Origin of the sequence: Pseudomonas sp. TAE6080 (assembly GCF_018732265.1) — a bacterium.
Lineage (GTDB): Bacteria > Pseudomonadota > Gammaproteobacteria > Pseudomonadales > Pseudomonadaceae > Aquipseudomonas > Aquipseudomonas brenneri.
The window spans coordinates 64,223-85,245 of the sequence record NZ_JAHIDY010000021.1; the positions used below are offsets into that span (position 1 = coordinate 64,223).

Genomic DNA, 21,023 nt, shown 5'->3' on the forward strand with positions numbered 1-21,023 from the left:
TCCTGTGCGCCCGTTTGCCGCCGACGCCCAATGGCCTCGCGTAGCTTTGCCCGATTCAAGGTGATGCCATGACTACCCGCACCGAGGCTGTAAAAGCCTACCTGCTCGACCTGCAAGACCGCATTTGCAGCGCCCTGGAAACCTTCGAGACGCACACCCGCTTTATCGAAGACGCCTGGACCCGGCCTGCCGGTGGCGGCGGTCGCACCCGTGTGATCGAAAACGGCGTGGTGATCGAGAAAGGCGGCGTCAACTTTTCCCACGTGTTCGGCAGCGGCCTACCACCGTCCGCCAGCGCCCACCGCCCGGAACTCGCCGGGCGCGGGTTTGAAGCCCTCGGCGTATCGCTGGTGATCCACCCGCATAACCCACATGTGCCGACGTCCCACGCCAATGTGCGATTTTTCATCGCCGAGAAGGAAGGTGAAGAGCCGGTGTGGTGGTTCGGTGGCGGCTTCGACCTGACGCCCTACTACGGCAACGAAGAGGACTGCATCCACTGGCACCGCGTGGCCGAGCAGGCCTGCGCGCCGTTCGGTGCAGACGTTTACCCGCGCTACAAGGCCTGGTGCGACAGCTACTTCCACATCAAGCATCGCAACGAGCCCCGTGGTATCGGCGGCCTGTTCTTCGATGACTTGAACGAATGGGACTTCGACACCTGCTTCGCCTTCATACGTGCCATTGGCGATGCCTACATCGACGCCTACCTGCCGATCGTCCAGCGCCGTCAAGCGATGGCCTACACCGAGGAGCAGCGTCAGTTCCAGGAGTTCCGCCGGGGTCGCTATGTAGAATTCAACCTGGTCTACGACCGTGGCACGCTGTTTGGCCTGCAATCGGGCGGGCGTACCGAGTCGATCCTGATGTCGCTGCCACCGCAAGTGCGCTGGAGCTATGACTGGAAGGCCGCTGCCGGCAGCGAAGAAGCACGCCTGACGGACTACTTCCTGCAAGACCGTGACTGGCTTGGCATGGCCATGCCCCAGGCGGGCAACTGATGGATCGTTATGTGGTGTTTGGCAACCCCATCGGCCACAGCAAGTCGCCGCTGATTCATCGCCTGTTTGCCGAGCAGACCGGTGAGGCGTTGGACTACAGCACGTTGCTGGCGCCACTGGAGGATTTCACCGGCTGCGCTCGCGAATTTTTCCAGCAAGGGCGCGGCGCCAACGTCACCGTACCGTTCAAGGAAGAAGCCTATCGCCTGGCCAATGCCCTGACCGAGCGCGCCCAGCGTGCCGGCGCGGTGAACACCCTGAGCAAGCTGGCCGATGGCAGCCTGTTGGGTGATAACACCGATGGCGCCGGCCTGGTACGCGACCTGACCGTCAACGCCGGCCTGAGCCTGGCGGGCAAGCGCATCCTGTTGCTCGGCGCCGGTGGCGCGGTGCGCGGTGCACTGGAGCCACTGCTGGCGCAACAACCCGCTTCGCTGATCATCGCCAACCGCACCGTGGAAAAAGCCGAGTTGCTGGCCGAGCTGTTCGACGACTTGGGTCCGGTGTCCGCCAGCGGTTTTGATTGGCTGAGTGAGCCGGTGGACCTGATCATCAATGCCACCTCGGCCAGTCTGTCAGGCGATGTACCGCCGATTGCCAGCAGCTTGATCGAACCGGGCAAGACCTTTTGCTACGACATGATGTACGCCAAGGAGCCGACCGCGTTCTGCCGCTGGGCCACAGCACACGGCGCCGTGGTGGCGATGGACGGCTTGGGTATGCTGGTGGAGCAGGCGGCGGAAGCCTTCTACCTGTGGCGTGGCGTGCGGCCGGATTCGACGCCGGTGCTGGCTGAACTGCGCAAACAACTGGCGGCTAACTAATTCTAATGTGGGAGCTGGCTTGCCTGCGATAGCGGTGGGTCAGCGTCGGATGTGCCAACTGATACACCGCTATCGCAGGCAAGCTCCTACAGTGTTTGACCGTGTCAGTCTTCGAAATGGATCGGGCACTTGTCGGCCCCTTCCAGTTTCTTCAACTCCTCGACCACCTGCGGCCGCGCCCGGCGCAACGTCAGGCTACGCCCCAACCCGCGCAACCGGCGCGCTTCCTGGTGCAGCATCTCCACCCCGGAATAGTCGATAAAGTTGATCTGCTGCGCCTCGATCACCACCCGCAGGCCTTGCAGGCGCTGCAAGCGCACTTGCAGGTAATGGCTGGCGCCAAAGAAAATCGAGCCGCCGACCCGCAACACATCGTCGTCACCGTCACGCAACTGCTGGACCCGCGGCTGCGACGTACGCTTGAGGTAGAAAAACAGCGACGCCAGCACCCCGGCATAGATCGCCGTTTGCAACTCCAGCAGCAGCGTGGCCAGGCAGGTCAGGCCCATCACCACAAACTCTGCCCGGCTGACCCGCCACAACGCGCGGATGCCGCGATGATCCACCAGGCCCCAGCAGATCAACAGGATGCTGGCGGCCATGCTCGGGATTGGAGTGTGCGCAATCAACGTCGCGCCGAACAGCGCAAACAGCGCGACCCACAACGCCGAAAATACCCCCGCCAGCGGCGAACAGGCGCCCGCCTCATAACTCAGGCCCGAGCGGGTGAAGGAACCGGCCGACAGGTAGCCCGAGAAAAATCCGCCGACGATGTTGGATAAGCCTTGGGCACGCACTTCCTGATTGGCGTCGAGCAATTGCTGGGAACGCGCCGACAGCGAGCGGGCAATCGACAGGCTGGTCACCAGCCCCAACATGCCCACCGCCACGGCACTGGGCAGCAGGCGCAGGATCATATCCACGTCCAGCGGCAATGGGCTGAACGGCGGCAGTTGGCCGACAAACGCACTGACCCGCGCCACATGCCCGAACATCGTCGGCCACAACCACGCCGCCAGGCTGCCCAGGACCAGCGCAATCAGCAGGCTCGGCCAGCGCGGCGCCCAGTATTTGAGCAGTGCGCCCACCAGCAAGGTGCCAAGCCCAAGGGCCAGTGACGGGCGATCCCACTCGCCGCCGTGGTCGATCAACGCCAGCAGGCTGTTGAACGCCGTACCCTGGCTGGGCAGGTCGAGCCCCATCAGGTTGGGCAACTGGCCCAGGGCAATGACCACCGCAGCGCCGAGGGTGAAGCCGAGCACGACGGAATGGGAGACGAAATTGACCAATGCGCCAAAGCGCAGCATGCCCAATAGCCATTGGAAGACCCCGGCCAGAAACGTCAGCAGCAGGATCAGGGTGATGTAGTCCTGGGAGCCGGGCACCGCCAGCGGACTGATACTGGCGTAGAGCACAATGGAAATCGCCGCCGTCGGGCCGCAGATCAGATGCCAGGACGAGCCCCACAGGCAGGCAATCAGCACCGGGATGATCGCTGCATACAGGCCGTATTCGGGAGGCAGGCCGGCGATCAGGGCGTAGGCGATCGATTGCGGCAAGGCCAGTACCGCGCCGCTGAGGCCGACAATCGCGTCTCGGCTGACACTGGCGCGGGTCTGGCGTGGTAGCCAGCGCAGGAATGGGAGCAGAGTGTGGGGCCGGGACATGGATCGCTCGAAATACTGTAGGAGCGAGCTTGCTCGCGAAGATGGGTAACGATAACGCGGGTTGTCTGAAAAAACGCGGCGTTTTCGAGTGCTTCGCCGGCAAGCCGGCTCCTACAGGGGATGGGTTTTAGAGTTTGGCTTTGACCGCCGCCAATGCGTCCTGGCCATCGAGGGTTTGAACCCCTTCCAGCCACGTGTCCAATACCGCCGGGTTGGCCTTGATCCACGCCTTCGCCGCTTCGCTATTGCTGACCTTGTTGTTCACCACCTCGGCCATGATGCTGTTCTCCATGTCCTGGGTAAATTTAAGGTTGGTCAGCAGTCTGGCCACATTCGGGCAGGCCTGTGCATAACCTTTGCGCGTCAGGGTGTACACGCTGCCGGTGTCGCCGAAGTATTTTTCCCCGCCCTTGAGGTAACGCATCTTCAGTTGCACGTTCATTGGGTGCGGTGTCCAGCCGAGGAAGGTGACAAAGCGCTTGCGCTTCACCGCCCGGGAGACTTCGGCGAGCATCGCCTGTTCGCTGGACTCGATCAGTTTCCACTGCCCCAGCTCGAAGTCGTTTTTCTTGATGATTTCGTGCAGTGAGAGATTGGCCGGCGCGCCGGAGCCAATGCCATAGATCTTCTTGTCGAACTTGTCGGCAAATTTACTCAGGTCGGCAAAGTCATGCACTCCGGCTTCCCACACATAGTCCGGCACCGCGAGGGTGAACTCTGTGCCTTCGAGGTTCTTGGCCAGTTGCACCACATCACCATTGGCCACGAACTTGTCGTAGAAACCCTGCTGCGCCGGCATCCAGTTGCCCATAAATACATCCACCTGGCCGTCCTTGAGCCCTCCAAAGGTAATCGGCACCGCCAGGGTGTCGACCTTGGCCTTGTAACCCATGCCGTTCAATAAAAAGCCGGTAATGGCGTTGGTGGCGGCAATGTCGCTCCAACCCGGATCGGCCATCTTCACTGTCTCGCAACGGGTGTCGGCATACGCACCGGTAGTACTCAACAACAGCGCGACACTCACCACTGTGGATAACTTTTGCATGGCCTTCCCCTCATTGGTTTTATTGGTTTTGGCAGGGTTGTGGATAACGTGCCTTGCGCTCCAGATCATCGAGGTCGATATGGTTGCGCATGTACTGCTGGCTGGCGTCGACCAGGGGCTGGTGGTCCCAGCTCTTGAGCTTGCCCACCGCCAGCGCCTGGCTGACCAGGCGGCGGCGGCGTTGGCTGGCGAGCACCTGCTGGTGGATCGCCGGGATGTCCCATTTGGCCCGTGCTTCAGCCAGGAACGCCTCAAACAGAGGGCGATGCTGTGCTGACTGGCTGAGTTCTTCCTGTTCACGCGGGTCGTTATGCACATCGAACAGCAGGCACGGATCATCCTCGCTGTAGATGAATTTGTAGGCGCCCCGGCGAATCATCATCAGCGGCCCGATGGTGCCTTCGGCCATGTATTCGCCGAACACTTCGTCATGCCCGCCCTGCCCCTGCAAGTGCGGGACCAGCGAGCGGCCGTCCAGGGGCAGGTGGGCGTCCAGTTCGCCGCCGGCCAGTTCCACCAGGGTCGGCAACAGGTCGGCGGTGGACACGGCCGCACTCACTCGCCCGGCCGAAAATTGCCCCGGCGCACTGACCAGCAGCGGCACCCGCGCGGCCATTTCAAACCAGTGCATTTTGTACCAGAGCCCACGTTCGCCGAGCATGTCGCCGTGGTCGCCGGAGAACACAATGATGGTGTCTTCGGCCAGGCCAGTGTCCTGCAGGGTTTGCAAGAGTTTGCCGACGTTGCTGTCGATATAGCTGCATGCCCCGAAGTAGGCACGCCGCGCATCGCGGATCTTATCCACAGGCAGCGGTTTGTCCCACAGGTCGTAGACCTTGAGCAGGCGCTGGGAGTGCGGGTCCAGGTCCGCCTGGGCCGGCGTTGTAGGCATCGGGATGTCGTCATCGTCGTACAGATCCCAGAACGGCTTGGGAATGGTGTACGGGTCGTGGGGGTGAGTCATGGAAACCGTAAGGCAGAACGGCTGGTCGCCGTCCTCGCGAATATGGTCGAACAGGTACTGCTGGGCCTTGAACACCACCTCTTCGTCGAAATCCAGCTGGTTGGTGCGCACGCACGGGCCGGCTTGCAGCACCGACGACATGTTGTGATACCAGGTGGGGCGCACATCCGGCGCGTCCCAGTTCACCGCCCAGCCATAGTCGGCGGGGTAGATATCGCTGGTGAGGCGCTCTTCATAGCCGTGCAACTGGTCCGGCCCGCAGAAATGCATCTTGCCCGACAGCGCCGTGCGATAGCCGAGGCGACGCAGGTAGTGGGCGTAGGTCGGTACATCGGCGGGGAAATCCGCCGCGTTGTCGTAGGCGCCGATCTTGCTCGGCAACTGGCCGCTGACCAGGGTAAAACGCGACGGCGCGCACAGCGGGCTGTTGCAGTACGCGGCATCGAACACCACGCCTTCGGCGGCGAGGCGACTCAGGTTCGGCAGCTTGATCGGCGAAGGACCGTAGAAGGGCAGCAGCGGCGCGGCCATTTGATCGGCCATGATGAAAAGAATGTTCTTGCGCTTCATGGTTTCGCAGCATTCCATAGTCAATGTTTATGCGATTGAGCATGCAGGCCATGGAAAACGTGGTAAAGCCCATGAAAAGCAATGTCTAGGATAAGCACCGCTTATGTATGAAGCCCTGGGGAACCTGTCGCTGGACCTGCTGCGTGCCTTTGAAGCCGCCGCCCGTCATCGCAGCTTCACGGCGGCGGCGATGGAGCTGGGCACCACCCAGCCGGCCGTCAGCCAGCAGATCAAGCGCCTGGAAGAACAACTGGCGGTGCGTCTGTTTGACCGTATCTACCGAGGCATCGAGTTGACGGATGCAGGCGTGTTGCTGTTCGAACACGTCCAGGCCGGCTTGCAGAGCATCAACACGGGCCTGAGCACGATCACCCAACAGGATCAGCATGAAGTGCTGCAAGTGGCCACCGACTTTGCCTTCGCCGCCTATTGGTTGATGCCGCGCCTGCATCGCTTTCACGAAGCCAACCCGCAGGTGGATGTGAGCCTGGTCACCAGCGAGCGCAATCACGCGACCTTGCGCAGCGATATCGACGTGGCGGTGCTGTTTGGTGACGGTCGTTTCAAGCAGGGCGACAGCCAGTGGCTGTTCAACGAAGAAGTGTTTCCGGTGTGCAGCCCGCAATTGCTCAAGGGCCGCACTACGCCGTTGTCGTTGCAGAGCCTGCAAGAGTTGCCGTTGCTGCACCTGCGCCAGGAGAACAACAGTCAGTGGTTCGACTGGAGCGGCGTATTTCGCGAACTGGGGATCAGCGCCGCGCCGACCCCGGGGCCGCTGCGTTTCGACAATTACACGCTGCTGATCCAGGCGGCGATTGCCGGCCAGGGTGTGGCCATCGGCTGGCGCCACCTGGTGGATAACCTGTTGGAGCAAAAGTGGCTGTGCCGCCCGATTGGCGACACGGTGATCTCGCGCTTTGGGTATTACGTGGTATTGCCCCAGCGTAAGCGGCGCGGGCAGTTGATCGAGCGGTTTGTCGACTGGCTGGTGGCCGAGCAGGCCAGCAGCGCGCAATCGCTGGCCGGGCTGGCCCTGCCGTCGATTGCGGTCTAGGATCGGCCGATCAACGAGTCCGGAGCCAGTCATGCAACGTATCAAGGGCTATCACGCCCACATCTACTTCGACGCCAGCACGATCGACCAGGCGCGCAAGCTCTGTGAAAGCGCGGCGGCCATCTTCCCGGTGCGCATGGGGCGCATGCATGAGCGTCCGGTGGGCCCGCATCCGGACTGGAGCTGCCAGCTGGCGTTCGACCCCCAGTACATCGGCGTGGCGCTGCCGTGGCTGGCGCTCAATCGCAATGGGCTGGTGGTGTTCTTGCACCCCGATACCGGTGATGACCTGAAGGACCACACCGACTACGCGATCTGGATGGGCGCGATGCGGCCCTTGGATCTGTCGATTTTTTAAGCCGTTTCTGTCAGCGAATCCTCACGTTCATGTGCGATGAAAAGCGCGATGGCGTGGGGATTTTCTTTGTGGCGTTCCATTATATGGGATTGATATTTATATATTGAGATATTTCTAGCCTTAGGTTTATAGTCGGCCCTCTGCAACATTTCAGGTGAAGCGATGCTGGCGCAATTGATCGCGCTCGATTGGGGAACCAGTTCCCTTCGTGCCTACAAACTCGGCCCTGGTGGCCAGGTCCTCGAACAGCGTTCGCTGGCGTCGGGGATCATGCATTTACCCAGTGAACCGCGGTTGATCGGCGGTGTTCACTGCGGCGATGGTTTTGAGCTGGCCTTTGATGCCGCGTGCGGTGATTGGCTCGACGCCCAGCCCGATCTGCCGGTGATTGCCTGCGGCATGGTCGGCAGCGCCCAGGGGTGGAGCGAAGCGGCCTATCGCAATACGCCTGTCGACGTCGCCAGCCTGGGCCAGGCGCTGCACAAGGTGCGCAGCCTGCGCGGTGTCGATGTGCATATCGTGCCCGGCGTGATCGAGCAGGTCGGCTTGCCCAACGTGATGCGCGGCGAAGAAACCCAGGTGCTCGGCGTGCTGCAAAACCTGGCGGCCAGCGGTGAGTTATTGATCGGCTTGCCCGGCAGCCATTCCAAGTGGGTCGAGGTGGTCGACGGCTGCATCACCCACTTCGACACGTTCATGACCGGCGAGCTGTTCGCGGTGTTGAGCAAGCACAGCATTCTCGGGCGTACGCAAAAGATTGCCGGGCAGTTCCAGGCCGACGCCTTTGATCGAGGCGTGCGTGTGGCGCTGTCACAGGATGGCCAGCGCGGTGTGCTGTCGACGCTCTTCAGCGCGCGCACCCTGGGGCTGACCGCTGAACTGGCCCCCGAGCAGCAGCCGGATTACCTGTCCGGCTTGCTGATTGGCCATGAACTGGCCGGCTTGCCCGACCGTGCCCGCAACACACCGATCATTTTGGTAGGCGCCAGCGCCCTCTGCGCCCGTTATCAACGCGCCCTCGCCCTGTGTGGTTTCAGCCAAGTCAGCCTCGCGCAAGAAGCGACCGAGCGCGGCCTCTGGCAATTGGCGCTGGCCGCCGGGCTCACTCAACCTGCAATCGAGGCCTGACATGCTCAAGCAAGCACTCACACACAACGGTTTGATCGCGATCCTGCGGGGCCTGCGCCCGGATGAAGCCGGGGCTGTTGGCCAGGCGCTGTACCAGGCCGGGTTCCGGGTGATCGAAGTGCCGCTCAACTCGCCCGATCCCTACACCAGCATCCGCATCTTGCGTGAGACCTTGCCCGCCGATTGCCTGATCGGTGCCGGCACCGTGCTGACGCCGGAACAGGTCGGGCAAGTGAAGGCGGCCGGTGGCCAGGTCATCGTCATGCCGCACAGCGATGCCAAGGTGTTGCGCGCCGCGAAAGCCGCGGGCCTGTACTTGTCGCCCGGTGTTGCGACGCCCACCGAAGCCTTTGCCGCCCTGGCCGAAGGTGCCGATGTGCTGAAGCTGTTCCCGGCCGAGCAAATGGGCCCGGCGGTGATCAAGGCCTGGCTGGCGGTGTTGCCGGCCGGCACGGTGTTGCTGCCGGTGGGCGGGATAACCCCGGACAACATGCAGGTCTTCGTCGACGCCGGGGCCAAGGGTTTTGGCTTGGGCTCCGGGCTATTCAAGCCCGGCATGACGGTCGATCAGGTGGCGAGCCGTGCCCAGGCTTATGTCGCTGCCTGGAACGCCTTGAACTGAGTGTGCCTGGCACCCAGGCGCTGCATCCGACAAGAGAGACAAAAAGATGAAAATCACCAAACTGACCACCTTTATCGTGCCGCCGCGCTGGTGCTTCCTCAAGGTGGAAACCGACCAGGGCGTGACCGGTTGGGGTGAGCCTGTGGTTGAAGGCCGCGCTCACACCGTAGCGGCGGCGGTCGAGGAACTGTCCGACTATTTGATCGGCAAAGACCCACGCAATATCGAAGATATCTGGACGGTGCTCTATCGCGGCGGCTTCTACCGTGGCGGCGCGATTCATATGAGTGCTCTCGCTGGCATCGACCAGGCGCTGTGGGACATCAAGGGCAAGGCCCTCGGTGTGTCGGTCAGCGACCTGCTGGGCGGCCAGGTGCGGGACAAGATCCGCGTCTATTCGTGGATCGGCGGCGACCGTCCGGCCGACACCGCCCGTGCGGCCAAGGAAGCCGTGGCCCGTGGGTTTACGGCGGTGAAGATGAACGGCACCGAAGAGCTGCAGTTTCTCGACACCTTTGACAAGGTTGACCAAGCCCTGGCCAACGTCGCCGCCGTGCGCGATGCGGTCGGCCCGAATGTCGGCATCGGCGTGGACTTCCACGGCCGGGTCCACAAGCCCATGGCCAAGGTGCTGATGAAAGAGCTGGACCCGTACAAGCTGATGTTTATCGAAGAGCCGGTGCTGAGCGAAAACTACGAAGCGCTCAAGGAGCTGGCACCTTTGACCAGCACCCCGATTGCCCTGGGTGAGCGGCTGTTCTCGCGCTGGGATTTCAAGCGCGTGCTCAGTGAAGGTTACGTCGACATCATCCAGCCGGATGCGTCCCACGCCGGGGGCATCACTGAAACCCGCAAGATCGCCAACATGGCCGAGGCCTACGACGTGGCCCTGGCCCTGCACTGCCCGCTGGGGCCGATTGCCCTGGCGGCGTGTCTGCAACTGGACGCGGTTTGCTACAACGCGTTTATCCAGGAACAAAGCCTGGGCATTCACTACAACGAGAGCAACGACTTGCTCGATTACGTACGCGACCCCGGTGTTTTCGACTACGACCAGGGTTTTGTGAAGATCCCCAACGGGCCGGGGCTGGGGATCGAGATCAACGAGGAATATGTGATTGAACGGGCCGCCATCGGCCATCGCTGGCGCAACCCGATCTGGCGGCATGCCGACGGCAGCTTTGCCGAGTGGTGATAACGCGGTCCATGTAGGAGCTGGTTCCTACAGTCAGATAGCCGTCAACCGACCTCAATAAACATAATAAGAGGCTCCCCCCATGCAACCTGAAACCCTCACCGGCCAGGCGTCTTTAGTCACGCCCAGCCGCAAGCGTTACTTCATCATGGTCCTGCTGTTTATCACGGTGGTGATCAACTACCTGGACCGCAGCAATCTGTCGATTGCCGCGCCGGCCCTGACCAGCGAGTTGGGCATCGACCCGGTGCATGTGGGGCTGATCTTCTCGGCGTTCGGCTGGACCTACGCCGCCATGCAAATCCCCGGCGGCTGGCTGGTGGACCGCGTGCCGCCGCGCATTCTCTACACCGTCGCCCTGCTGTTGTGGTCCATCGCCACAGTGATGCTGGGATTTGCCGCCAGCTTCATCGCCCTCTTCGTGTTGCGCATGGCAGTGGGTGCCCTGGAGGCGCCGGCCTATCCGATCAACAGCCGGGTGGTTACCAGTTGGTTTCCCGAGCGTGAACGGGCCACGGCCATTGGTTTCTACACTTCCGGGCAGTTTGTCGGACTGGCGTTCCTCACCCCCGTCCTGGCCTGGTTGCAGCACCACTATGGCTGGCACATGGTGTTTATCAGCACGGGGGCGGTGGGCATCTTGTGGGCGGTAGTCTGGTACGCGGTCTACCGTGAGCCTCGGGACTTCAAGGGCATCAACAGTGCGGAAATCGACCTGATCCGCGACGGCGGCGGGCTGGTGGACCTCAGCGCTCAAGTGGCCAAGCGCAAGGCGCCGTTCAGTTGGGTCGACCTGGGTATCGTCCTGACCAAACGCAAGTTGTGGGGTATTTACCTGGGCCAGTTCTGCCTGAACTCGACCCTGTGGTTTTTCCTGACATGGTTCCCGACCTACCTGGTGAAATATCGCGGCATGGACTTCATCAAATCCGGCTTGCTCGCCTCGCTGCCCTTCCTCGCGGCGTTTGTCGGGGTGTTGTGTTCCGGGTTGTTTTCCGACTGGCTGATCCGCCGTGGCGCCTCGGTGGGTTTTGCGCGCAAATTGCCGATCATCAGTGGCCTGCTGATCTCCACGGCGATCATCGGCGCCAACTTCGTCGACTCGACGCCGTTGGTGATTGCGTTCCTCGCGGTGGCGTTTTTCGGCAACGGCCTGGCGTCGATCACCTGGTCGCTGGTCTCGACCCTGGCCCCGGCGCGGTTGTTGGGATTGACGGGTGGGGTGTTCAACTTCATCGGCAATCTGGCGGCGATCACCACGCCCATCGTGATTGGTTTTCTGGCCACGGGCGATTCGTTTGCGCCGGCGATTACCTACATTGCAGTGCTGGCGTTGCTGGGGGCGCTGTCCTACATATTGCTGGTGGGCAAGGTCGAACGTATCGATCTGAAGGAATAAAGCTGTTGTAGGAGCGAGCTTGCTCGCGAAGATCGTCAACGATAACGCGAGCATCCTGGATGAGCGCGTTGTCTTGGCGTTTTTCGCGAGCAAGCTCGCTCCTACAAGGGGTGGGGATTATTTACGGGCGTTGCGTACACCTTCCGACAAGGCTGCGCACAGGCTCAACACCCCATCAATCGCTTGTTGGTCGTTGCTGGCATTGGCGATGTGGTCGATCAGCGCCGAACCCACCACCACACCGTCCGCCAGGCGGGCGATGGCAGCGGCTTGTTGCGGGGTGCGGATGCCAAAGCCGATGCTGATCGGCAGGTCGGTATGGCGACGCAGACGGCCGACGGCCTCTTCCACGTGTTCCAGAGTGGCGGCACCGGCACCGGTCACACCGGCCACCGAGACGTAGTACACAAACCCCGAGCTGCCGTTGAGCACCGTGGGCAGGCGTGCATCGTCGGTGGTCGGCGTGGTCAGGCGGATAAAGTCGATACCGGCGGCCTGGGCCGGGTCGCACAGTTCGCTGTTATGTTCCGGCGGCATATCGACCACGATCAGGCCATCGACGCCGGCTTCTTTTGCGTCAGCGATAAAACGTGGCACGCCGTACATGTGGATCGGGTTGAAGTAGCCCATCAGCACCAGCGGCGTATCGCTGTTACCCTGGCGGAACTCGCGGACCATCTGCAGGGTTTTCGCCAGGTTCTGCTTGGCGGTCAGCGCGCGGATGTTGGCCAGTTGGATAGCCGGGCCATCGGCCATCGGATCGGTGAAGGGCATGCCCAGTTCGATCACATCGGCGCCAGCAGCCGGCAAGCCCTTGAGGATCGCCAGGGAGGTGTCATAACCCGGGTCGCCGGCGGTGACGAAGGTCACCAGGGCGGCGCGGTTTTGTTCCTTGAGTTGGGCAAAGCGGGTTTGCAGGCGGCTCATCAGTGTTTCTCCTGCTTGGCGGTTTCCATATGGTGCATCACGGTCTGCATGTCTTTGTCGCCACGGCCCGACAGGTTGACCACCATCAGGTGATCCTTGGGCAGGGTGGGTGCGCGCTTGAACACTTCAGCCAGGGCGTGGGCGCTTTCCAGTGCAGGAATAATCCCTTCCAGGCGGCAGCATTTGTGAAAGGCGTCGAGGGCTTCGTCATCCGTCACCGAGGTGTACTGGACGCGGCCGATATCGTGCAACCAGGCGTGCTCCGGGCCGATGCCGGGGTAATCCAGGCCTGCGGAAATCGAGTGGGCGTCGATGATCTGGCCGTCGTCGTCCTGCAGCAGGAAGGTCCGGTTGCCGTGCAGCACACCCGGTACGCCGCCGTTTAGGCTGGCCGCGTGCTTGCCGGTTTCAATACCGTAGCCGGCCGCTTCGACGCCGATGATTTCGACACGGGTGTCATCGAGGAACGGGTGGAACAGGCCCATGGCGTTCGAGCCACCGCCAATGCACGCCACCAGGCTGTCCGGCAGGCGGCCTTCCTGGGCTTGCAACTGGTCGCGGGTTTCCTTGCCGATCACCGCCTGGAAATCGCGCACCATCGCAGGGTATGGGTGTGGCCCGGCCACGGTGCCGATCAGGTAGAAGGTGCTGTCGACGTTGGTCACCCAGTCGCGCAGGGCTTCGTTCATCGCATCCTTGAGGGTGCCGGTGCCGGCGACTACCGGGATCACTTCGGCGCCCAGCAGCTTCATGCGAAATACGTTGGCCTGTTGGCGCTCGATATCGGTGGTGCCCATGTAGATCACACATTGCAGGCCAAACCGCGCGGCGACGGTGGCGGTGGCCACGCCGTGCATGCCGGCACCGGTCTCGGCGATGATGCGTTTCTTGCCCATGCGCCGTGCCAGCAGGATCTGGCCGATGCAGTTGTTGATCTTGTGCGCGCCGGTGTGGTTCAGCTCTTCGCGCTTGAGGTAGATCTTGGCGCCGCCGCAGAATTCGGTCAGGCGTTCGGCGAAGTACAGCGGGCTTGGGCGTCCGACGTAATCACGCTGGAAGTAGGCCAGTTCTTCGTTGAATGCCGGATCGATCTTCGCCGCTTCGTATTCGCGGGCCAGGTCGAGGATCAACGGCATCAGGGTTTCCGCCACGTAGCGGCCGCCGAACGCGCCAAACAGGCCGTTGGCGTCAGGGCCGTTGCGTAAATCGGTCTGGGACTGAGTCATGGGACGCTCCAGGAAGAAAGTGTGGGAGAGGCAATGACGGTCACTCTACCTCTGACGCTTGACCGTGAAAACCGATAAGATCGCCACAACCTGTCAGGAAAACTCACGGATGAACCGAGACCTTCCCCCGCTTAATGCCCTGCGTGCATTCGAAGCCACTGCCCGCCTCAACAGCGTCAGCCAGGCTGCCGAGCAATTGCACGTGACCCACGGCGCCGTCAGCCGACAACTGAAAGTGTTGGAAGAGCATCTTGGGCTGAGTCTTTTTGTCAAGGATGGGCGCGGCATTAAACTCACAGATGCAGGCGTGCGGCTGCGCGATGCCAGTTTCGAGGCGTTCGAGCGCCTGCGGGATGTGTGCGGGGAGTTGACCCAAAGCAGCGACGACGCACCGTTCGTCCTCGGTTGTTCCGGCAGCCTGCTGGCGCGCTGGTTTATTCCGCGCCTGGGTCGCCTGAATGCCGACTTGCCGGATTTGCGCCTGCACCTGTCGGCGGGTGAAGGCGATCTTGACCCACGGCGTCCAGGCCTGGATGCCTTGCTGGTGTTCGCCGAGCCGCCATGGCCGGCGGATATGCAGGTCTACGAACTGGCCAGCGAGCGTATCGGCCCGGTAATGAGCCCACGTTTTGCTCATTACGAGGCGCTGCGCGAGGCGCCTGCGCAGGCGTTGCTGGGCGAGGCCTTGTTGCACACCACCTCACGCCCGCAAGCCTGGCCCAACTGGGCGCAGCACCATGGCATCGAGGCCGGCGCGTTGAAATACGGCCAGGGGTTTGAGCATTTGTATTATTTGCTGGAGGCGGCCGTGGCGGGCCTGGGGGTGGCGATTGCGCCGCAACCGCTGGTGACGGAGGACTTGCGTGGCGGTCGCCTGGTGGCGCCGTGGGGGTTCAGTGAAACCCCGGCGCACCTGGCGTTGTGGCTACCCAAGCGCGCCGCGGATGGGCGCGCCCGGCAACTGGCGCAGTGGCTCAAGACTGAGCTTGAGCGCCAGCCGGTTTAGTCACCGCGTTTGCACAGCAGGTAGGCCGCCAGCAGGCCCAGGGCGCCCACGGCAACACCGGCGGTGGTCCAAGGGTGCTCCTGGGCGTAGTCACGGGTGGCAACCCCGGTCTCGCGGATTTTCACTTTGCTTTCTTCGTAGGCATCGCTGATCAGGTGGCGGGAGTGCTTGAGGGCATTCTCGGCATTGCTTTTGAGGGCCTTCAGGGTTTTGCGCGACTCGTCCGATGCATCGTCCTTGAGGCTCTCAAGGGATTTGAGCAGGCTCGAAATCTCGGCTTCCATGCTTTCCAATGACGCTTTGCGTAAAGAGGTGTTGGCCATGTGGGCTCTCCTGGAGTGATTGAGTGGCGTGTGTTGATTCCGACTCCGGGGCTTTCAGAAAGTGCAGTAAATCTGAACTTTCAAGTGAGAAGGGTCGCCAGAAGCAGTACGAAGAATCACTGCTAGGCTTTATTCAACGACCCAGGAGAACGCTCATGTCAGATCATCACACCTACAAGAAAGTCGAATTGGTGGGCTCCTCGCCTACCAGCATCGAGGACGCCATCAACAATGCCCTGGCCGAGGCCAGCAAGAGCATCAAGCACCTGGAATGGTTTGAGGTGACCGAAACCCGTGGCCACATCAAGGATGGCAAGGCCGCGCACTTTCAGGTGACCCTCAAGGTGGGCTTTCGTATTGCCAATAGTTGATCGGAACGGTTGAACTTGCACGCTGGCCGATTGCCATAACCTGCGCTACACCCGTGGGCGCCGATGCCAAATGCGTCGGCGTACATTTTTTGATCAGCGCAAGGAAAGTAACGGATGAAAAAGCTTCTGTTAGCGGTAGGTTTGTTGAGCCTGGCGGGTACGGCCCTGGCGGCGGGCAAGGATTGTGGCGAGCTGAAAAGCGAAATCGACGCCAAGATCCAGGCCAATGGCGCTTCCGGGTACACCCTGGAAATCGTGGATAAAGGCACTGCAACCAATGGCGAAGTGGTTGGCAGTTGCGAAGGCGGTACCAAGGAAATCGTCTACAACCGCGGGTGATCCCGTGTGCCAGACATAAAAACCGACGCCAGAGCGTCGGTTTTTTTGTGCCTGCGGGTCAGCCTTTCATCACTTGCGCCAGCAGCTCGTAGGAATGAATCCGATCAGCATGCTCGTACAAGTCACAGGTAAAGATCAGCTCATCGGCACCGGTCTGCTCGATCAGTACCTGCAGCTTGGCGCGAATCTTCGCCGGGCTTCCCACCATCGCCAGGCCCAGGAAACTGCCTACGGCGTCTTTCTCATGGGGTAGCCACAGGCCGTCCATGCTGTCGACCGGAGGGCGCTGCACCAGGCTTTGCCCACGCATCAGCGCGAGAATTCGTTGGTAGACCGAGGTGGCCAGGTAATTGGCCTGCTCATCGGTATCGGCGGCCACCAGTGGCACACCAAGCATCACATACGGCTTGTCGAGCACAGCCGAAGGCTTGAAGTGATTGCGATAGACGCGAATTGCCTCATGCATCATGCGCGGTGCGAAATGGGAGGCGAAGGCGTAGGGCAAACCGCGCTCACCGGCCAGTTGGGCGCTGAACAGGCTTGAGCCGAGCAGCCACACCGGGACGTTGGTATCGGTGCCAGGCATCGCGATCACCCGTTGGTCGGGCGTGCGTGGACCCAGGTACGCCATGAGTTCGGCCACGTCTTCAGGGAAGTCATCGGCGCTGCCGGAGCGCTCGCGGCGCAGGGCGCGGGCGGTCATCTGGTCGGAGCCGGGCGCGCGCCCCAGGCCCAGGTCGATACGGCCGGGATAGAGGCTTTCCAGGGTGCCGAATTGCTCCGCAATCACCAGTGGCGCGTGGTTGGGCAGCATCACACCGCCTGCACCGACGCGAATAGTCGAGGTGCCGCCGGCCAGGTAGCCGAGCAGTACCGAGGTCGCGGAGCTGGCGATGCCATCCATATTGTGGTGTTCGGCCACCCAGAAGCGGGTGTAGCCGAGTTTTTCCACGTGCTGGGCCAGGTCCAGGGAGTTGCGCAGCGACTGTGCCGGGCTGCCATTGGCGCGCACCGGCACCAGGTCGAGGGTCGAGAACTTCACATCGGACAGTGGTTTCATAAGCCTGCTTCTCCTAAGGGCGCAGGCTTGTGACGAACCAAAACCTGCCGCTTCATGTGCATGCTCTATGCAATGAGGGCATATACCCGAGATTCAATAGCACTCGTGAAATTTCCTACTGAGCCACTAGGTTTTTCTGATGGGGTGAACTTTGCCAGAGCTTCTATCCTCAGAACCTTACTGATGCAAAACCACTGCTTGGGAGATTGCTATGAGTATCGTGAAAAAAGCCTCCGCTCACTGGGAAGGCGACCTGAAGACCGGCTTGGGTTCTATTTCGACCGAAACCGGCGTACTGCGTGAAGCGCCCTACGGCTTCAAGGCGCGTTTCGAAGGTGGCAAGGGCACCAACCCTGAAGAATTGATCGGTGCGGCCCATGCCGGCTGTTTCTCCATGGCCTTTTCCATGATTCTCGGCGAGGCCGGGCTCAAGGCCGACAGCATCGACACCCAGGCCGAAGTCACCCTGGACCAGGTGGACGGTGGTTTTGCGATCACCGCGGTGCACCTGATCCTCAAGGCCAAGATCCCGGGCGCGAGCCAGGCGCAGTTCGATGAGCTGAGCAAAAAAGCCAAGGAAGGATGCCCGGTGTCCAAGGTCCTGAATGCGACCATCACCCTGGATGGCACCCTCATCAACTGATCTGCGCAGGTCCACTGTGGGAGCAAGCCAGCTCCCACATTTTGTTGTGCGTTAAATCAGAACTCACGTTTCGCATGTGGTCTCATACCCATGCAGCCTTTGGCGCACACCCGTGCGCGATGCATTTAGGGAGCTTCACACATGAAACGTTTTGCCTTGGCGATTATCTGCGGTGCTCTGGCCACGTCGGCAATGGCCGCACCGAAAGACTGTGAAGAGCTCAGGAAAGAGATTGAAATTGGCCTACAGGCCAAGGCGATCCCGTCCTACACCCTGGAAATCATCACTGCCGAAGAAGCCAAGAATCATGACGAAGCCATGATCGTCGGCTCCTGCGAAAACGGCACCAAGCGCATCATCTACCAGCGCAATGACGACTGATCAGGGAATACAGTTGACGCTGCGTTCCTCTGCCAGCAACTGACGTGCGGCGTTATACAGCCGGATATTCGGGGTAAAGCCCAGCGAGCGTCCTTCCAGGCGATAGCGCTGGCCGGCCTCGAATTGGTCGTATTGCACGGTGATAAAACAGGTACGGTCCTGGGGCTGGCTCAGTCCGCTGCCCAGGCCACCGCCGGCATACACCTCGAAATCAAAACGCACCATCAATTCGTGGCTACCCGGTGGCACCTGGAAGTAGCGCCCGTCGTTGAGATTTTTGCCATCCAGGCGCTGCGCCATGACCAACTTGGCGCCCGGCGTCGGGGTGGCGAAATCGACCCAGGCCTGTTGCGGGTCGGCCGGCGGGATTGGTGTGGAAGCGCAAGCGCTGAGAAAAATCGCCACCAGGGCAGGCAAGAGCTGACGCATGTTGGGCACTCTACGGTAGGAAGGGTGTGAGCATAGCGCCAACAAGACAGATAGTCTGGCAGGCCCATCATCCTGGAGCAGTTTGAAATGGCATGGCGTTTATTGACGGGGCTGATGTGTGCAGTGCTCGGCGGCTGCTCCAGTGTCAGCTATTACAGCCAGCTGGCCAGCGGCCAATGGCAGTTGCTGCGCTCGCGCGAACCGGTAGCCGAGGTCATTGCTGATCCGGCGCGGCCACAAGTGCTGCGCGATCACCTGGCGCAATCCCAGAAGGCGCGTAGCTTCGCCAGCCAGCAACTGCATCTGCCGGACAACCAGAGTTACCGCTTGTATGCCGATATCGGTCGGCCGTACGTCGTCTGGAATGTCTTCGCTACTTCAGAGTTTTCCTTGTTGCCCCAGAACCATTGCTTCCCGATCGCCGGGTGCGTGGCCTATCGCGGTTATTACAGCCAGGGCGCGGCGCGTGGCGAGGCAGCGTTGCTGCAACTGCGCGGCATGGATGTGTCGATTGGCGGGGTCGAGGCCTATTCCACTTTGGGCTGGTTCGACGACCCGATCATGAGTTCGATGATGCGCTGGGGCGAAGAGCGCCTGGCCACGGTGATTTTTCACGAGTTGGCTCACCAGCGTTTTTATGTGAAGGACGACACCGAGTTCAATGAGTCGTTTGCCACCTTTGTCGAGCAGGAAGGCACCCGGCAATGGCGCGCGGCCCGTGGCCTTGCGTCTGCCAGCGAGTCGACCCTGAAACAGCGCGACCAGTTTATCCAGTTGATCCTCGACACCCGTACCCGCCTGGAACGCCTGTACGCGCAGCCATTGGCCGCGGATGCGATGCGCCAGGCCAAGGCGGCCGAGTTCGAGCGTTTGCGCAATGATTATCGACAGATGCGCGACAACCAGTGGGCCGGCGACAAGCGTTATGACGCCTGGATCAACCAGCCGATGAACAATGCACGGTTGTTGCCGTTTGGTTTGTACGACCAGTGGGTACCGGCGTTTGCGGCAGTGTTTGCGCAGGAAGGTGGGGATTGGCTGAAGTTCTACAGGGCTGTGGAACAGTTGGGTGGGTTGCCGGTGGAGCAGCGCAAATTGGCGTTGCGGCAGTTGGTAGGTAGCGACCTTTAGGGCCTCATCGCTGGCAAGCCAGCGCCTACATTTTGATGTGTGAACACCGGCCAATGTGGGAGCGGGCTTGCCCGCGATGGCGATCTCAAGCCCGCCGCAAAAACGCCTGATGCATCTCGGCCAACGTCTCAAAATGCCAGCGCGGCGCCTCGGCATTCAGCTCTTCAAAGCTACCAAACCCATACCCCACCGCCGCCGCATCCAGCCCATTGCTGCGCGCGCCGATCAGGTCATGCTTGCGGTCGCCGATCATCAAGGTGCTGGTCGGGTCCAGGCCTTCTTCGCGCATCAAATGGGCGATCAATTCGACCTTGTTGGTGCGCGTACCGTCCAACTCGCTGCCGTAGATCACCTTGAAGTGCTTGGCGAAATCGAAATGCCGGGCGATCTCCCGGGCAAATTCCCACGGCTTGGAGGTGGCCACATACAGCTGGCGCCCCTGGCCATTCAACGCTTCGAGCAATGGCATGACCCCGTCGAACACGCGGTTTTCATAGAGCCCGGTGACTTTGAAGCGCTCGCGGTAGAAATTCACTGCCTCCCAGGCGCGGGCCTCGTCGAAGTCGTAGAACTGCATAAAGGCCTGCAGTAGCGGCGGGCCGATAAAGTGTTCGAGTTTGGTCAGGTCAGGCTCATCGATACCCAGCTTGCCCAAGGCGTACTGGATCGAACGGGTGATGCCTTCCCGTGGGTCGGTCAGGGTGCCGTCCAGGTCGAATAGAACCGTCTGGTAATGCAGGGTCATCGGTCGAATCCTTCTGCCAGGTGCAGGTCCTTGAGCTTCACGTAGTTCGCGGCGCTGTAGGTGAAAAAGGCGCGTTCCTTGTCAGTCAGCGCACGGATCTGTTTAACCGGGCTGCCCACGTACAAAAAACCGCTTTCAAGTTTCTTGCCCGGCGGTACCAGGCTGCCGGCGCCGATGATCACCTCGTCTGCAACCACGGCGCCATCCATCACGATGCTGCCCATGCCGATCAGGATCCGGCTGCCCACGGTGCAGCCATGCAGCATGACTTTGTGGGCGATGGTCACGTCGTCGCCGATCAGCAGCGGGAAACCGTCAGGGTTGAAGGGGCCGGCGTGGGTAATGTGCAGCACACAGCCGTCCTGCACGCTGGTGCGTGCGCCGATGCGGATGCGGTGCATGTCGCCGCGAATCACCGTCAGCGGCCAGACCGAGCTGTCGGCGCCAATTTCAACATCGCCGATCACCACCGCCGAAGCGTCGACAAAAGCCCCGGCGCCGAGGGTTGGCGCGTGATTCTGATAGGTGCGAAGGGTCACGATAGCCTCTCTCTGTTTGGTTGATAGCTGCGGTGGGCATTGATTGTAATTAAGATGGCCCCATCTTTGTCTTATC

At 61.4% G+C, this 21,023-nt stretch carries 24 protein-coding genes; 14 read left to right on the forward strand and 10 right to left on the reverse strand.

What is annotated here, in order from left to right; translation table 11 throughout:
- Window positions 1–68: 68 nt before the first annotated feature.
- Together hemF and aroE are read left to right on the forward strand one after the other, a co-directional pair.
- Window positions 69–1,001, forward strand: coding sequence for an oxygen-dependent coproporphyrinogen oxidase (gene hemF, locus KL786_RS16875; protein WP_215518339.1), 933 nt, complete (start codon window positions 69–71; stop codon window positions 999–1,001).
- On the forward strand, window positions 1,001–1,825 hold the full coding sequence (gene aroE, locus KL786_RS16880) for a shikimate dehydrogenase (RefSeq protein ID WP_215518340.1): 825 nt from the start codon (window positions 1,001–1,003) through the stop codon (window positions 1,823–1,825). The genes hemF and aroE overlap by 1 nt, the downstream gene beginning before the upstream one ends.
- 104 nt (window positions 1,826–1,929) lie before the next feature.
- Here aroE and KL786_RS16885 read toward each other — a convergent pair whose 3' ends face one another.
- The 3 genes from KL786_RS16885 to betC form a co-directional block, all read right to left on the reverse strand.
- On the reverse strand, window positions 1,930–3,492 hold the full coding sequence (locus KL786_RS16885; RefSeq protein ID WP_215518341.1) for a SulP family inorganic anion transporter: 1,563 nt from the start codon (window positions 3,490–3,492) through the stop codon (window positions 1,930–1,932).
- A 127-nt stretch (window positions 3,493–3,619) separates the two neighbouring features.
- Window positions 3,620–4,537: a choline ABC transporter substrate-binding protein gene (choX, locus tag KL786_RS16890; RefSeq protein ID WP_215518342.1), complete on the reverse strand. Its 918-nt coding sequence runs from the start codon at window positions 4,535–4,537 to the stop codon at window positions 3,620–3,622.
- 19 nt (window positions 4,538–4,556) lie between these two features.
- On the reverse strand, window positions 4,557–6,071 hold the full coding sequence (gene betC / locus KL786_RS16895) for a choline-sulfatase (RefSeq protein WP_215518343.1): 1,515 nt from the start codon (window positions 6,069–6,071) through the stop codon (window positions 4,557–4,559).
- Window positions 6,072–6,174: 103 nt separating this feature from the next.
- On the opposite strand from betC, the gene KL786_RS16900 reads away from it, so the two are divergent.
- The 6 genes from KL786_RS16900 to KL786_RS16925 all read left to right on the forward strand — a co-directional run bounded on the left by KL786_RS16900 (window position 6,175) and on the right by KL786_RS16925 (window position 11,827).
- Window positions 6,175–7,125 carry a choline sulfate utilization transcriptional regulator gene (locus tag KL786_RS16900; RefSeq protein WP_215518344.1) on the forward strand — a complete coding sequence of 317 codons (951 nt, stop codon included), beginning with the start codon at window positions 6,175–6,177 and terminating at the stop codon, window positions 7,123–7,125.
- Window positions 7,126–7,156: 31 nt separating this feature from the next.
- Window positions 7,157–7,483 carry a DOPA 4,5-dioxygenase family protein gene (locus KL786_RS16905; RefSeq protein ID WP_032857125.1) on the forward strand — a complete coding sequence of 109 codons (327 nt, stop codon included), beginning with the start codon at window positions 7,157–7,159 and terminating at the stop codon, window positions 7,481–7,483.
- Window positions 7,484–7,645: 162 nt separating this feature from the next.
- Entirely contained in the window at window positions 7,646–8,611 is a 966-nt protein-coding gene (locus KL786_RS16910) for a 2-dehydro-3-deoxygalactonokinase (protein ID WP_215518345.1), read from the forward strand.
- A 1-nt stretch (window position 8,612) separates the two neighbouring features.
- Window positions 8,613–9,233, forward strand: coding sequence for a 2-dehydro-3-deoxy-6-phosphogalactonate aldolase (locus KL786_RS16915; protein ID WP_215518346.1), 621 nt, complete (start codon window positions 8,613–8,615; stop codon window positions 9,231–9,233).
- Window positions 9,234–9,279: 46 nt separating this feature from the next.
- Entirely contained in the window at window positions 9,280–10,428 is a 1,149-nt protein-coding gene (dgoD, locus tag KL786_RS16920) for a galactonate dehydratase (RefSeq protein ID WP_032857121.1), read from the forward strand.
- 82 nt (window positions 10,429–10,510) lie between these two features.
- On the forward strand, window positions 10,511–11,827 hold the full coding sequence (locus KL786_RS16925; RefSeq protein WP_215518347.1) for an MFS transporter: 1,317 nt from the start codon (window positions 10,511–10,513) through the stop codon (window positions 11,825–11,827).
- Between the two features lie 117 nt (window positions 11,828–11,944).
- Here KL786_RS16925 and trpA read toward each other — a convergent pair whose 3' ends face one another.
- Both trpA and trpB read right to left on the reverse strand, forming a co-directional pair.
- Window positions 11,945–12,754 carry a tryptophan synthase subunit alpha gene (gene trpA / locus KL786_RS16930; protein ID WP_215518348.1) on the reverse strand — a complete coding sequence of 270 codons (810 nt, stop codon included), beginning with the start codon at window positions 12,752–12,754 and terminating at the stop codon, window positions 11,945–11,947.
- Window positions 12,754–13,980, reverse strand: coding sequence for a tryptophan synthase subunit beta (gene trpB / locus KL786_RS16935; RefSeq protein ID WP_215518349.1), 1,227 nt, complete (start codon window positions 13,978–13,980; stop codon window positions 12,754–12,756). Before trpB ends, trpA begins: the two co-directional genes overlap by 1 nt.
- A 109-nt stretch (window positions 13,981–14,089) precedes the next feature.
- On the opposite strand from trpB, the gene KL786_RS16940 reads away from it, so the two are divergent.
- Window positions 14,090–14,986 (forward strand): LysR family transcriptional regulator, encoded by an 897-nt coding sequence (locus KL786_RS16940; protein WP_215518350.1) that lies wholly within the window; start codon window positions 14,090–14,092, stop codon window positions 14,984–14,986.
- Here KL786_RS16940 and KL786_RS16945 read toward each other — a convergent pair.
- Entirely contained in the window at window positions 14,983–15,309 is a 327-nt protein-coding gene (locus KL786_RS16945) for an ElaB/YgaM/YqjD family protein (protein WP_003170746.1), read from the reverse strand. The two genes, KL786_RS16940 and KL786_RS16945, sit on opposite strands and share 4 nt — an antisense overlap.
- A 155-nt stretch (window positions 15,310–15,464) precedes the next feature.
- On the opposite strand from KL786_RS16945, the gene KL786_RS16950 reads away from it, so the two are divergent.
- Window positions 15,465–15,680 carry a dodecin gene (locus KL786_RS16950; RefSeq protein WP_032857113.1) on the forward strand — a complete coding sequence of 72 codons (216 nt, stop codon included), beginning with the start codon at window positions 15,465–15,467 and terminating at the stop codon, window positions 15,678–15,680.
- 114 nt (window positions 15,681–15,794) lie between these two features.
- A complete protein-coding gene (locus KL786_RS16955; protein ID WP_215518351.1) occupies window positions 15,795–16,019 on the forward strand; it encodes a DUF1161 domain-containing protein in 225 nt (74 codons plus the stop codon).
- 58 nt (window positions 16,020–16,077) lie between these two features.
- Here the strand turns inward: KL786_RS16955 and KL786_RS16960 are convergent, their stop codons facing one another.
- Window positions 16,078–17,079 (reverse strand): LLM class flavin-dependent oxidoreductase, encoded by a 1,002-nt coding sequence (locus KL786_RS16960; protein WP_090292593.1) that lies wholly within the window; start codon window positions 17,077–17,079, stop codon window positions 16,078–16,080.
- Window positions 17,080–17,290: 211 nt separating this feature from the next.
- Between KL786_RS16960 and KL786_RS16965 the strand changes: the two genes are divergently transcribed.
- Window positions 17,291–17,722: an OsmC family protein gene (locus KL786_RS16965; RefSeq protein ID WP_032857107.1), complete on the forward strand. Its 432-nt coding sequence runs from the start codon at window positions 17,291–17,293 to the stop codon at window positions 17,720–17,722.
- Between the two features lie 141 nt (window positions 17,723–17,863).
- On the forward strand, window positions 17,864–18,103 hold the full coding sequence (locus KL786_RS16970; protein ID WP_215518352.1) for a DUF1161 domain-containing protein: 240 nt from the start codon (window positions 17,864–17,866) through the stop codon (window positions 18,101–18,103).
- Here KL786_RS16970 and KL786_RS16975 read toward each other — a convergent pair whose 3' ends face one another.
- Window positions 18,104–18,532 (reverse strand): PA0061/PA0062 family lipoprotein, encoded by a 429-nt coding sequence (locus KL786_RS16975; protein ID WP_215518353.1) that lies wholly within the window; start codon window positions 18,530–18,532, stop codon window positions 18,104–18,106.
- Window positions 18,533–18,619: 87 nt separating this feature from the next.
- Here KL786_RS16975 and KL786_RS16980 point away from each other — a divergent pair, with 87 nt between their 5' ends.
- A complete protein-coding gene (locus KL786_RS16980) occupies window positions 18,620–19,663 on the forward strand; it encodes an aminopeptidase (RefSeq protein ID WP_215518354.1) in 1,044 nt (347 codons plus the stop codon).
- A gap of 85 nt (window positions 19,664–19,748) precedes the next feature.
- On the opposite strand, the gene KL786_RS16985 is transcribed toward KL786_RS16980, so the two are convergent.
- Entirely contained in the window at window positions 19,749–20,408 is a 660-nt protein-coding gene (locus KL786_RS16985) for an HAD family hydrolase (protein WP_215518355.1), read from the reverse strand.
- Entirely contained in the window at window positions 20,405–20,947 is a 543-nt protein-coding gene (locus tag KL786_RS16990) for a gamma carbonic anhydrase family protein (protein ID WP_215518356.1), read from the reverse strand. The genes KL786_RS16985 and KL786_RS16990 overlap by 4 nt, the downstream gene beginning before the upstream one ends.
- Between the last annotated feature and the right edge of the window lie 76 nt (window positions 20,948–21,023).